10 protein-coding genes are annotated in these 12,876 nt (G+C 39.9%); 8 read left to right on the forward strand and 2 right to left on the reverse strand.

The features are described 5' to 3' along the window. Positions 1-146: 146 nt before the first annotated feature. On the forward strand, positions 147-1,832 hold the full coding sequence (locus tag MS6x_RS10175; protein WP_482601636.1) for a glutamine--tRNA ligase/YqeY domain fusion protein: 1,686 nt from the start codon (positions 147-149) through the stop codon (positions 1,830-1,832). Between the two features lie 85 nt (positions 1,833-1,917). Here the strand turns inward: MS6x_RS10175 and MS6x_RS10180 are convergent, their stop codons facing one another. Further along, the gene (locus MS6x_RS10180; RefSeq protein WP_482601638.1) at positions 1,918-2,853 is read right to left on the reverse strand and encodes an SPFH domain-containing protein; all 936 of its coding nucleotides are present in this window, start codon (positions 2,851-2,853) and stop codon (positions 1,918-1,920) included. Between the two features lie 400 nt (positions 2,854-3,253). Between MS6x_RS10180 and MS6x_RS10185 the strand changes: the two genes are divergently transcribed. The 7 genes from MS6x_RS10185 to MS6x_RS10215 all read left to right on the forward strand — a co-directional run bounded on the left by MS6x_RS10185 (position 3,254) and on the right by MS6x_RS10215 (position 11,323). Then, positions 3,254-3,754 carry a hypothetical protein gene (locus MS6x_RS10185; protein WP_482601640.1) on the forward strand — a complete coding sequence of 167 codons (501 nt, stop codon included), beginning with the start codon at positions 3,254-3,256 and terminating at the stop codon, positions 3,752-3,754. 80 nt (positions 3,755-3,834) lie between these two features. Further along, positions 3,835-4,788, forward strand: coding sequence for a tRNA dihydrouridine synthase (locus MS6x_RS10190; RefSeq protein WP_482601642.1), 954 nt, complete (start codon positions 3,835-3,837; stop codon positions 4,786-4,788). Positions 4,789-5,067: 279 nt separating this feature from the next. Further along, positions 5,068-6,369 carry a DUF6090 family protein gene (locus MS6x_RS10195; RefSeq protein ID WP_482601644.1) on the forward strand — a complete coding sequence of 434 codons (1,302 nt, stop codon included), beginning with the start codon at positions 5,068-5,070 and terminating at the stop codon, positions 6,367-6,369. 52 nt (positions 6,370-6,421) lie between these two features. Further along, complete coding sequence (rlmF, locus tag MS6x_RS10200) at positions 6,422-7,384, forward strand: 23S rRNA (adenine(1618)-N(6))-methyltransferase RlmF (protein WP_482601646.1); 963 nt, start codon at positions 6,422-6,424, stop codon at positions 7,382-7,384. A 43-nt stretch (positions 7,385-7,427) separates the two neighbouring features. Then, positions 7,428-8,618, forward strand: coding sequence for a DUF418 domain-containing protein (locus tag MS6x_RS10205; protein ID WP_482601648.1), 1,191 nt, complete (start codon positions 7,428-7,430; stop codon positions 8,616-8,618). A gap of 6 nt (positions 8,619-8,624) precedes the next feature. Beyond that, complete coding sequence (locus tag MS6x_RS10210; RefSeq protein ID WP_482601650.1) at positions 8,625-9,689, forward strand: family 20 glycosylhydrolase; 1,065 nt, start codon at positions 8,625-8,627, stop codon at positions 9,687-9,689. Between the two features lie 173 nt (positions 9,690-9,862). Then, positions 9,863-11,323 carry a vanadium-dependent haloperoxidase gene (locus MS6x_RS10215; protein ID WP_482601652.1) on the forward strand — a complete coding sequence of 487 codons (1,461 nt, stop codon included), beginning with the start codon at positions 9,863-9,865 and terminating at the stop codon, positions 11,321-11,323. Positions 11,324-11,335: 12 nt separating this feature from the next. Here the strand turns inward: MS6x_RS10215 and gltX are convergent, their stop codons facing one another. Next, on the reverse strand, positions 11,336-12,853 hold the full coding sequence (gltX, locus tag MS6x_RS10220) for a glutamate--tRNA ligase (RefSeq protein WP_482601654.1): 1,518 nt from the start codon (positions 12,851-12,853) through the stop codon (positions 11,336-11,338). Between the last annotated feature and the right edge of the window lie 23 nt (positions 12,854-12,876).

The raw sequence follows: 12,876 nt of genomic DNA on the forward strand, positions 1-12,876 counted from the left end.
AATATGTTCCTTTTAGCGTAGTCTGGGAATTTATTGTTGTAGTATCCCTTAAAACTGTTGTGAAAATCGTTTAATACAAGGTCAGCCTATTTTAAACCCTGTTCTTGTTGCATTTTTGCTACTTTTGTAACCTGAAAAAATAGCATATGAGCGAGACACCAAAATCGTTGAATTTTATTGAGCAAATCGTTGCCGAAGATCTTCAAAGTGGATATACCGAAAAGGAACTTCGATTCCGGTTTCCTCCGGAGCCAAATGGCTATTTGCATATAGGGCATGCCAGTTCCATCTGTCTCAATTTTGGGCTTGGTCTACGCCATAATGCACCGGTAAATTTGCGTTTTGACGATACGAACCCGGCAAAAGAAGAACAGGAGTTCGTAGACGCCATAAAACGAGATGTAGAATGGTTAGGGTTTTCATGGGATACCGAACGGTATGCCTCTGATTATTTTCAGCAACTCTATGATTGGGCGGTAGATTTAATCAAAGAGGGTAAGGCTTACGTAGATAATCAGTCTTCGGAAGAAATGGCTTTACAAAAAGGCACCCCTACAGAAGCTGGAACAAATAGTCCAAATAGAAATAGGTCCGTTGAAGAAAATCTTGCCCTTTTCGAAGCAATGAAGAATGGTGACTTTAAAGAAGGGACCCATGTGCTGCGTGCCAAGATAGATATGGCCTCTTCAAACATGCTGATGCGAGATCCCATTATGTACCGTGTCTTGCACAAGGCACACCACAGAACAAATACCGATTGGTGTATTTACCCAATGTATGACTGGACACACGGTGAGAGTGATTACATAGAGCAAGTATCGCATTCTTTTTGTACGCTTGAATTTGCGATGCACAGAGAATTATATAACTGGTTTTTAGACCAAGTATATGATTCCAATAAAATACGTCCAAAACAGCGAGAATTTGCTAGACGTAATTTAAGCCATACCGTTGTTAGTAAACGGAAGTTAGCACAACTCGTAGAACAGAACATAGTAAATGGCTGGGACGATCCGCGGATGCCTACGATATCCGGGCTCAGAAGAAGAGGCTACACTCCAGAGAGCATTCGAAATTTTGTGGACACTATAGGTATTGCAAAGCGAGATAATTTAATCGATGTGTCCTTACTTGAGTTTCACGTGCGGGAACATCTAAATAAATTGGCTCCAAGGGTTATGGGTGTTTTAGACCCCTTGAAAGTTGTGATTACCAACTATCCGGAAGGTGAAGAAGAGTGGTTAACGGCAGAAAATAGTCCTGAAGACGAAGCATTAGGCACCCGAGAAGTACCCTTTTCCAGAGAACTTTATATTGAAAAGGCCGATTTTAGAGAAGAAGCCAATAAAAAATTCTTCAGATTGAAGTTGGGTCACGAAGTTCGGCTGAAAAACGGATACATCATTAAAGCGGAAACATGTACGAAAGATAATGAAGGCAATATCATAGAGGTACAATGTACATACGATCCAAAAAGCAAAAGTGGCAGTGGTAGCGAAGAAAGCCTTAGAAAAGTAAAGGGCACCTTACACTGGGTATCCATAAAACATGCGATTGCTGCAGAAATTCGCCTTTATGACCGATTATTTACGGACGAAAGTCCGGATACTCATAAAGACAAGGATTTCATGGAGTTTATAAACCCAAATTCGCTAGAGGTTATCACTGGCTATGTTGAACCTAGTTTGGCATCAGCGAAACCAGAAGATCGTTTTCAATTCCAGCGCATGGGCTATTTTTGTGTAGATCCTGATAGTACGAACGAACACCTGGTATTCAACAGAACAGTAGGCCTTAGGGATTCCTGGGCCAAGATTCAAGAAAAAAATTGATACCTATTGGTCGATATATGTTGAGTGCATAAAAAAAGCCCGAAACACATCCTGTGTTTCGGGCTTTTTAAATGGTTCATTTTTGTTATTCCTTCTTTTTCAGTTTATCTAGTTTTGTCTGTTTCATAGATTCCCCGATCATGTTGCTTGCTGTAAAGGAGGCGACCATATTATTCAACATATCACTACCTGCTTGCGGCGAGTTAGGCAACAGTATCAGGTTCGTGTTGGTTTCCTCTCCTATAGATTGTAAGGTGTCATAATGCTGCGTAACAACAATTAGGGCAGAGGCCTCTTGGGAATTAATACCTACTTTGTTCAGCACCTCCACGGATTCTTCCAAACCACGGGCAATTTCACGACGCTGATCGGCAATACCCATTCCTTGCAAACGCTTGCTTTCCGCTTCGGCCTTTGCCTTTTCTACGATTAGAATACGTGCGGCATCACCTTCAAACTGCGCGGCGATCTTTTCTCGCTCAGATGCGTTAATTCGGTTCATGGCTTGTTTCACTTGTCCGTCTGGATCAATATCAGTTACCAAGGTTTTTATAATATCAAAACCATAGTCCGCCATTGCATCGTTAAGTTCGGCTTTTACCGCTAACGCAATATCATCTTTTTTAACAAAAACATCGTCTAACTTCATTTTGGGTACTTCGGCACGTACCACATCAAAAACATAGGACGTGATTTGATCGTGCGGATAATCCAATTGGTAAAAAGCATCGTACACCTTTTCCCGAATTACCCTGTACTGCACGGAAACCTTAAGCTTTACAAATACATCGTCCAAGGTTTTCGTTTCAATGATAACGTCCAGTTGTTGGATTTTTAAACTCAGGCGACCAGCAATTTTCTGCACAAAAGGAATCTTGAATTGAAGACCCGAATGTCTAATACTACTAAACTTACCGAAAGTTTCAATAATGGCTGCGGTCTTTTGCTTTACAATAAAAATACACGAAAAGAGCACAAGGACTAAAAATATTACAATTGGTATAAAAAAGAAATTTCCCATGGTTTAACTAATTTAAAGATTTATACCAAAATACGAAAGCTTACGCTAATGTTCCGTGTTTTATGAGTAATTGTTGTAGGATTTAGGGAAAAGGAAGTGAGAAAGCAAAAAGAGCGCTTTTGTTTATGCTTTTCAAATTGAATTTTAAATACTCCAAATAATACTTATTTTTTAGTACGCGGCTCGACAGGCATTTTATAAACCGGTTGCCAACAACGTTCTTTTCGTAAGGAACCCTTAAACACACTTATTGCAAAATACTTGTAAATTAGCATAACGGTTGTTGACCACGTGATAGATAGAATAATATTTTTAATTATATATGATGTTTTCGTATTTATGTTCAACTAACCGGTATCTAGCGGATTCAGGGTTTAATCAAACATAACACCAATGGGATATGAAACATAGTATTTTTGTCTTGAGTATCCTCCTACTCATTTCTTGCCAAACTCAGAAAACAGAATCGTCGGAAGCTATCGAGGAATCCCTTAAAGCGGTCGTTGTTGGAGAAACCAGCGCTTATATGGAAAAGGACTATCAAAAATGGGCGTCGTATTGGGACCATAGCGAAGATGTCTTGCGCTTAGATATTTCCGAAGCTGGGTTCGCCCAAACAAGAGGATGGGATAAGGGTGGGGTGAATTTAGAATCCTTTTTTAAGGAAAACCCAGAACCCATAACTTCTATGTTTGAAAACTCCAACTATCTTATTTTTCATGACGCCAAGTTGGCTTGGGTGGCATTTGACCAATCTTGGACGACTCCTATAGGGGAAAAAAGTGTTGCAAAAGCAGCGGTTACCTTGGTGAAAAAAGCTAGTGATTGGAAAATCATTTCCTACACAGCCATACAATACCAGGAGGAAAACAAAAAAGCAACCAAATTAGAGAGGGAATAATGATTTTTAATCCAAGGTGTCCTGCAACCTAGCTTAACAGTAGCATTTTCCGCTATCTTTGACTCCTTCAATAATTTACAATGTCCTACTTTTTACTTTCCTCTCCATTACAAGGTTTTACAGACGCTATATTCCGTAATGCCCAACAGAAATTCTTCGGTGGAATAGACACTTATTATGCGCCCTATATACGTTATAATAGAAAGATGGTGATAAAGGGTTCTTATCAGCGCGACCTAAACCCTGATGCAAATACAAACATCACCTTAATCCCGCAAGTAATGACAGCGGATGCAGATGAATTTATATATACCATAAAGTATATTCAATCCTTAGGGTATAGCGAGCTTAATTGGAATTTGGGCTGCCCCTATCCTATGGTAACGAATAGCGGTATGGGGTCAGGTCTTATTTGTAATACCGAAAAGATAGACCACATATTACACCGAGCACATAACGAAACCGATGTCACGATTTCCATGAAAATGCGCCTTGGATATGAAAATAGCGACGAAATATTACGTGCGATACCCATACTTGAAAAGTACCCGCTAAAAAATATAGCGATTCATGCGCGCCTTGGAAAGCAATTATACAAAGGAGGTGTTGACCTCGAGGGGTTTCAAAAATGTTTGGATATCGCAAAACATACCCTGTATTATAATGGCGACATTACCTCAGTAAGCGCGTTCAATAAAATGCGAGCGCAATTTCCTTCTGTTGAATATTTTATGATTGGCAGAGGTCTTATAGCGGACCCATTTTTACCAAGTATGATAAAAGCTGGCAGGGCAGAATATCCGGCTGACCGTTGGGAAATTTTTAGAGAATTTCACGATACACTTTACGCACAGTATGACGCTATACTTTCTGGACCAACACCTATAAAAATGAAAATGATTGGTTTTTGGGAGTTTTTTGCGCAGTCTACCCACAATCCACAAAAAGTGTACAAGGCCATTAAGAAGGCGGGGAACCCCTATAAATACAAGCAGGCGGTGGGTACTATTCTTGCTGCTCAAAAAAACATATAGGTCATTCAACCGTAAACGCATTTATTTTGCTAAAACCGTTCTTTGAGCTTATAGAAAAACTTTTTTAAATTGAAAATTTTGTGCGCGACTTGGAATGTGAATGGTATTATTTGTACATAAAACAGACCAAAAATGATCAATTTATAAGCAACTCCCAGCTTTTGCTTACTTTTAAGATGTTTCCCCAGTTTTCATTTATGCGATAGCGATATTCCTTTTGGGTTGGAACAGGCGGCCCAAGAAGCCTTCGTTTCTAATTCCTAACCATCGTTATTCCTTATGGCTAAAAACCAACCCGTGATAAAGTTTTTTAGAAAAATCAGGCGCAGGCTCCTTGAACAGCAACAGACTACAAAATATTTCAAGTACGCCCTGGGAGAAATAGTTCTGGTGGTCATTGGAATTCTAATTGCGCTTCAGATTAACAATTGGAACGAGGAAAAGATTCAAAAAGCTGAATTGAATGATGTTTTAATGAGCATAGCTAACGGAGTGAAATCAGATATTAGAGAGCTAAGCTTATTGTCAACGGCAAGGGCTAACGTAGTAACAAAAGTGGATTCTATTCAAAGCTATTATGTCCCTTCAGCTAAAACATCAATTGAGCTTGTAGAGGCTGCATACATAAACTTTACGTATCAAAATATTTTGAACACCATACAATTCAATTCCAATCTAAATGCATTCGAGTCATTAAAAAACTCAGCCTACTTTGGAAAGATACAGGGCACCGATTTGGCTTTATTACTAAGCACATACTTCACAAATGCCGAGAAAATAAAAACCAAAGAAACGGAATACAATCAAACCTGCAAAAAGTTAGAGCAAGATTGGAACTCTAACCTAAAAAACAATGGTGGAAGGATTTTCATAGAGCCCTGGATGGCTGGCGATTTTACTGTGGTAGCTGATAAATTCTTAGAAATTTTAAGGAACGATCGCTCCCTTGCTATTTTAGAATTGGCAGAGAATGAGGCGTTCTTCATAAAACCCTATGAAGAACAAATTTTAATGGGAGAAAAGCTCGTAGAAATGATACAAAATACAACGACCGTATTTGACCAAAAAACTAAGCTTGAATTAAGTAGCGTGTTATTTTCCTTTGGAGATGCAGATCTTGTAAGCCTTTTAACAAATGGCGAGGTGCCCACGGCATTTAGCCTAAATTATGCAGCCTCTGGCGTCTTCACCAATCATTTCTCAACGCAAAAGGATTACTTAACTATTATGTACCCTGAAAACCAATATGATTGGGGGTCTTGTTATTTTCTAGTAGACGCTTTATACGGCAGGGTTAACGAAATGGATTTCTCTACTTATTCAACCGTTTTTCTTGAAATGAAGGGTGAAGTTGGGGGTGAGGTTTTTGAGATAGCAATGAAAGACACAAACGACCCTCCTGATGGCAGCGAATCAAGAGTTAGCGTAGACCTAACAACGGACTGGAAACTCTTTGAAATTAAAACAAATCAGTTTAAAACAGCAAATATGAATAGAATTATGGTTCCGATGGCATTCGTCTTTGAAGGATCAGAAGGTAAAAAAATACACGTGCGATCTATCCAATTTAAAAAAGACTAGTTTTAATCCTCGAGGAGGTAAATAACGAAATTTCCTGAAACCAACCGAAATCATGTCTTCCAAATCACTAAAAGAAGAAAAATCCAGATTACACCTTCGTAATAAGAACCGAGAGCGTTATGACCTATCTGCATTAGTTGCCGTTGTGCCTGAATTAAAAAACTATGTGCGTCCTAATAAATTTGGCATGGAATCTATCGATTTTTCAAATCCAAAGGGGGTAAAGCTTTTAAACAAAGCACTCCTAAACCATTATTACGGAATTACAGTATGGGAGTTTCCGAATGACAACCTATGTCCGCCCATCCCGGGTAGAGCAGATTACATTCATTATGTAGCGGATTTACTGGCAGAAACCAATGCTGGTAATATCCCCACCGGACAAAACATCAGATGTTTAGATGTTGGTATTGGCGCTAGTTGTATATATCCAATTCTAGGTGTTGTGGAATATGGTTGGCGTTTTATAGGCTCTGATATTAACTCAAAATCGATTGCATCGGCACAGCTCATCATCAATTCAAATGAAGTTTTAAAAGACAAGGTTGACTGTAGATTACAAAAAGACCCAGCCCATATTTTTGAAGGGGTGCTCCACACAGAAGATAAAATTGATATCACCGTATGCAACCCTCCTTTTCATACTTCTATAGAGGAAGCACAAAAAGGAAGCAGAAGGAAAATAAAAAATCTGTCTGGGAAGAAAGTGAAAAACCCTGAACTCAATTTTTCGGGAGTTAGCAATGAGCTGGTGTATGACGGTGGAGAGTATCAATTTATTCAGAACATGATCAGAGAAAGTGCACAGTTCTCTAAACACTGCTTTTGGTTTTCAACCTTAGTTTCCGCAGCGTCGAATCTAAAGAGAATTTATAAAAGTTTAAAAAATGCCCAAACAACCGAATTCAAAACAATACCCATGGGAACTGGTAATAAATCTAGTCGTATAGTAGTCTGGACATTCCTTTCGAAAACAGAGCAATCGACTTGGCGAGCAACAAGGTGGTCGTCTTAATTTAATTATAATCGGTAATAAAAATCGTGTAACCCATAGAACTATGTTAATAGAAAACCACCGAATTTCTTCTATCGACATTATGAGAGGGCTTACCCTTTTTTTAATGCTATTTGTAAACGATTTGTATACCCCTGGCGTGCCAAAGTGGTTAGTTCACACCAGTATAGGGGAGGATGGGATGGGATTAGCCGATTGGGTTTTTCCTGGGTTTTTATTTATGGTGGGGCTTTCTATTCCTTTTGCATTTATGGCGAGAGAAAAACTGGGTCAGTCGAATATGAAGTTGTTTGCCCATATCCTCATTAGAGCCTTTAGTTTACTATTGATTGGAGTTTTTATCGTCAATGGAACCGACTATAATGAAGAGTTAACGGGAATTAATAAGAATTTGTGGCTTGTTTTAGTCTACGTTTCTGTTTTCCTAATTTGGAACAAGTACCCAAGAAAGTCCGCCTATGCTTTCCTTTTTAAAATATTAAAAGTCATTGGTGTTTTAGGCCTTGTGGTACTAGCCATACTATACCGTTCTGGAACGCTGGAAAACCCGGGATGGATGAGTACGAGTTGGTGGGGCATACTTGGATTAATTGGATGGGCCTATTTGGTGTCGGCACTTACCTATTTCTGGTTCAAAGATCGTATATGGGAAATTGTGGGCGTTTGGTTTGTGTTTATTGTCTTAAATATTCTAGCACAAACATCCTATACTGTTTTTCTAAACCCCCTGAATCCCATTCTAGGGGTCCTAGTAAGTGGAAATGTGCCTTCTATTGTGCTCTCTGGCCTGCTCATTGGGGTACTATTAAAGAAAAACAAAGCAGATTATAAGCGCTTTTTAAGCTTCAGTATACCTATTGGTTTGGGTGCTATCGCACTGGGTTTCATTTTAAGGAAGTGGTTCATAATTTCTAAGCTTATGGGCACGCCATCCTGGGTAATGCTGTGCAACGGTATAAGTATATTGGTGTTTGCCCTCTTGTTTTATATGCTCGACGTTAAAAAATGGCATCGTTGGAGTAGTCCGTTTCTTCCCGCAGGAAAAAATTCCTTAACCACCTATTTGGCCCCCGATATTTTGTATTATACTATTTGGGGGCTTAACCTGAACATACTGTTTTACAAGCAGGGCGAAATGCCTTGGCTTGCCGTTTCTGGGTCTTTGCTTTGGGCTTTTGCAATGATAGGTTTCGCCACCTTATTATCTAAATCACATGTTCGACTTAAACTATAAACCAAAATGAAAAAAACACTTCTTAGCATTGCCGCCATCTCTATCTGTTTTTTTTCCATTGCACAGCATGATGTTCTCCCTTTAAGAGGACTCGCCATTTCTGCACCAGATAATGGAAATGTAGACCGCTTCGTAAAATTTATAGATAAAGAGCTGGCACCAAGGGCCATTAATACATTAGTACTGCGCGTAGATTATAACTATCAGTATAGGTCTCACCCAGAATTGGCAAGGAAAAATGGACTTTCTCAAGATGAGGTAAACAAGCTAGTAGCCGCATGCCAAAAACATAATATTCGTATTGTACCACAAATAAATTTGCTAGGACATCAATCTTGGCACTCTGAATTGGAAATGTTGCTTCAAGTCTATCCTGAATTTGATGAAACGCCTAGCGTACAATTACCAGAAGCATATAAATGGCCTAACGAAGATGGGCTTTACTGCAAAAGTTATTGCCCCTTACACCCAAAAGTACATGATGTTGTTTTTGACTTGGTAGATGAAATTGTTGCTGCTTTTCAAGCGAAAGATTTCCATGCCGGAATGGATGAGGTTTTTTACATTGGAGAAGAAGAATGTCCTCGTTGTAGCGGCAGGGATAAGGCAGAACTGTTTGCAGGGGAACTCACTAAAATAAGAAACCACTTGGAAGAAACCAATACAAAATTATGGGTTTGGGGCGATCGTTTGCTCAATGGCAAATCTACGGGGCTTGGAATGTGGGAAGCCAGTATGAACAACACACACCGTGCTATTGACATGATTCCCAAGGATATTATGATTTGCGACTGGCACTACGAACGTGCAGAGCCCACTGCGGCTTATTTTGCTTTAAAAGGGTTTGATGTCGCCACTTCTTCCTGGCGCAATGGGGCTGTTGCCAAAGAACAAATGGCGCTTCTTAAAAACCTAAGAAAAAATTCAAATGAACAAACGGCTCAACATATTAAAGGCATGATGCATACCTCATGGAGTTCTGCAGCCTCATTTCTTGATCGGTTCTATGCTCCCATAGAAAGGGACAAGCTAGATGATGCCGCATGCTTTAAAATGCTATTTGGCGAATAATGATGACGCCCTTAGTTGACAAAATCAGTACCTAGGTCAAAGAAGTTCATCAAAAAAGAAATTTTAGATATACTGAAACCTACTCTTAAACCAATTCGTGGTTTTTTAAACTATTGAAATTTCATAAATTGCGCGCTAGAATACCATAGTTATCGTAATTAGAAAAAACGACCATGAAAAAAATCGTTCTTTTATTCCTTGGAGCAACCCTACTTCTTAATTGTAAGCAGCAAACAAAAAAAGTGGATTCAGGCTTATCTGAACCAATGGGGTCAGAAAACCTTGCCTACCAATGGGGTCAAATGGCATTAACAGCTACTGCCAATGATACGGAAAGGTTTCAGCCGAGACCCACTATAACATCGCGGTATTTGGGGTTAATCTCTGTTTCTGTTTTTGATGCGTGGGCTATGTATGATGAAAAAGCAACACCCGTCTATTTAGCTGGGGTCACCAAACGTCCTGCCAAAGAACACACCTTAAAAAACAAAGAAATAGCCATTAGCTTTGCTGCGTTTAGGGCGATGAGTGAATACTATTATTCCGACACCGAATTGTTTGCTAATTTCATGAAAGAACTAGGGTTTGACCCCAACAATAACAGTTTAGACCCAACAACACCGGAGGGAATTGGAAACTTAGCTGCCAAAGCAGTAATAGCAGCACGGAAAAATGACGGTGCAAATCAGTATGGAGAAGAAGAGGGCTCCAATGGGGAGGCTTATTTTAACTATGTGGGCTACGAACCGGTAAATTCTGCAGATTCCAATGTTGACATCAATAGATGGCAACCCAAATATTTCTCGGACGGGAAAGGCGGTACCTTTGCCCCAGCATGTCTTACGCCTTTTTGGGATAAAGTTACGCCGATTGCCCTAAAAACGGGTGCCCAGTTTAGACCCGGGCCACCACCCATGCTAGGTTCCAAGCAACTAGAAGAAGAAGTTAAGGAAGTGGTTGAAATGCAAGGCAACCTAACCGATTACCAAAAAGCGCTCGTAGAGTTTATGCGAGATGGGCCACAGTCCGTGCAGCAAGCGGGGCACTGGCTAAAATTCGCACAAGATGTTTCTAGGCGTGATAATCATACCTTAAATCAGGATGTAAAAATGTATTTCTATAATCAAGTAGTGGCCATGGATGCGTTTATAGCTTCTTGGGACTCCAAAATGTACTATGACTATGCAAGACCCTATGCTTTGGTACACGAGTACTATGAAGGGAAAACGATAACTGCATGGGGAGGCCCGGACAAAGGCATGATAGAAATGGACGGTTCGCAGTGGAGACCCTATTCTCCTGACACCTTTTTATGTCCGCCATTTCCAAGTTATACTTCTGGTCATAGCACTATTAGCGGTGGCTGTGCAGAGGCATTAAAATTATGGACCGGAAGTGAAATCTTTGGTTCGGAAGCGGAATTAGTTGCCGGAGCCATGACGGAACCTAATCAACTAGGCGATACCATTACCCTTAGCTTTCCAACTTTTACCGAAACAGCCGAAATGGCCGGTATTTCAAGGGTTTTAGGTGGGTATCATATTCAGGCCGATAACGTAGCGGGATTAAAGTTGGGTAGAGATGTGGCGCACGAAGTTTGGGGTTTTTATAAAAAGCACGTTGGAGAAGAGTAGGGGTTTTTGATTTTATTTACCTAAAGCAGCTATTGCTTTCTCTATTCGATCCAAGGTTTCTTCTTTGCCAATCATCGCCATAATGTCAAAAATATGAGGGCCCTTCATATCTCCAACAAGTACTAAACGTAAAGGAGGCATTACTTTTCCAAAAGAGAGTTCTGCATCCGTTATCCAAGATTTTACATTGATTTCAAGCGCTTTAGATGTGAAATCAGTCTGTGTTTTTAATACCTCTGATAATTGAGTCATAATAGTTGTTGTTCCCTTTTTCCATTGCTTCTTGGCGGCCTTTTCATTGTATGACGTCGGTGAAACAAAGAAATAATCGCTTAGCTCCCAAAAATCAGAAACGAACGTAGCTCTTTCCTTTATCAAACCAACTACTTGCTCTACATAATCAGTGCCCCTCTTGTTCTCATCTATGTTAGAACGCTTCTTTAATTCGATTAAAAATGAAGCGGCCAACTCGTCGTCGTTTTTAGACTGCATATACTGTTGGTTATACCACTTGGTCTTTTCTGGGTCAAAACGCGCTCCGGACCTGTTTACCCGCTCTAAGGAGAAGTTTTCTACTAGTTCCGTTAAACTAAATAGTTCCTGTTCTGTTCCTGGGTTCCACCCTAAAAGGGCTAAAAAGTTAACAACCGCTTCTGGAAAAAAACCTGTCTCTTTATATCCTATAGACTCATTCCAAGACAATGGAAATACAGGGAAGCCTCCTTTTTCGCCATCGCGCTTGCTCAATTTTCCTTTACCAACAGGTTTCATAATCAAAGGTAAGTGCGCAAATTTAGGTGCCTCCCAGCCAAAAGCATCATATAATTGCTGGTGAAGTGCCAAGGATGGAAGCCATTCTTCTCCCCGTATTACATGGGAAATTTCCATTAAATGGTCATCTACTATATTTGCTAAATGATAGGTGGGCATACCATCACTCTTGAACAAAACTTTATCGTCCAACACATTAGAGTCTATTTCCATATCTCCTCTAATAATATCTTTAAGGTGGACTTTCTCATCCGGAGGTGTCAAAAAACGAATCACATAATCTTCTCCGGAGGCCAAACGTTTTTCAACTTCCTCTGGCATTAGTGAAAGTGAATTGTCCAACTTCAGTCGGTTATGCCAATTATAGATAAACGTTTTGCCTTTTGCCTCATGGTCTTTTCTATGAAAATCGAGCTTTTCTGAAGTGTCAAAAGCGTAATATGCTTTTCCTTTTCCTATCAACTCATCAGCAAACGCCTTATATAAATGCTTACGTTCGCTTTGGCGGTAAGGTCCAAATTTTTCCTGAGGTTTTTCCGGGCTTTCATCAAAAGGAATCCCACACCACTCCAAAGCATCTACAATGTACCTTTCGGCGCCTTCAACATATCTGTTTTGATCGGTATCTTCTATTCTTAAAATAAAATCCCCGCCATGCCTCTTGGCAAATAAATAATTAAACAGGGCGGTGCGAACCCCACCAATATGTAGGGGTCCCGTTGGACTCGGTGCAAAACGAACACGAACTTTTTGACTCATAGCTAAAAATTAAAACACAAAGA

It is taken from the genome of Maribacter sp. MS6 (assembly GCF_056839185.1).

Bases quoted from the DNA above. Each gene is read 5' to 3' on its own strand.
- MS6x_RS10175 (WP_482601636.1), top strand. From the start codon at position 147: ATGAGCGAGACACCAAAATCGTTGAATTTTATTGAGCAAATCGTTGCC.
- MS6x_RS10180 (WP_482601638.1), bottom strand. From the start codon at position 2,853: ATGGGAAATTTCTTTTTTATACCAATTGTAATATTTTTAGTCCTTGTG.
- MS6x_RS10185 (WP_482601640.1), top strand. From the start codon at position 3,254: ATGAAACATAGTATTTTTGTCTTGAGTATCCTCCTACTCATTTCTTGC.
- MS6x_RS10190 (WP_482601642.1), top strand. From the start codon at position 3,835: ATGTCCTACTTTTTACTTTCCTCTCCATTACAAGGTTTTACAGACGCT.
- MS6x_RS10195 (WP_482601644.1), top strand. From the start codon at position 5,068: ATGGCTAAAAACCAACCCGTGATAAAGTTTTTTAGAAAAATCAGGCGC.
- rlmF (WP_482601646.1), top strand. From the start codon at position 6,422: ATGTCTTCCAAATCACTAAAAGAAGAAAAATCCAGATTACACCTTCGT.
- MS6x_RS10205 (WP_482601648.1), top strand. From the start codon at position 7,428: ATGTTAATAGAAAACCACCGAATTTCTTCTATCGACATTATGAGAGGG.
- MS6x_RS10210 (WP_482601650.1), top strand. From the start codon at position 8,625: ATGAAAAAAACACTTCTTAGCATTGCCGCCATCTCTATCTGTTTTTTT.
- MS6x_RS10215 (WP_482601652.1), top strand. From the start codon at position 9,863: ATGAAAAAAATCGTTCTTTTATTCCTTGGAGCAACCCTACTTCTTAAT.
- gltX (WP_482601654.1), bottom strand. From the start codon at position 12,853: ATGAGTCAAAAAGTTCGTGTTCGTTTTGCACCGAGTCCAACGGGACCC.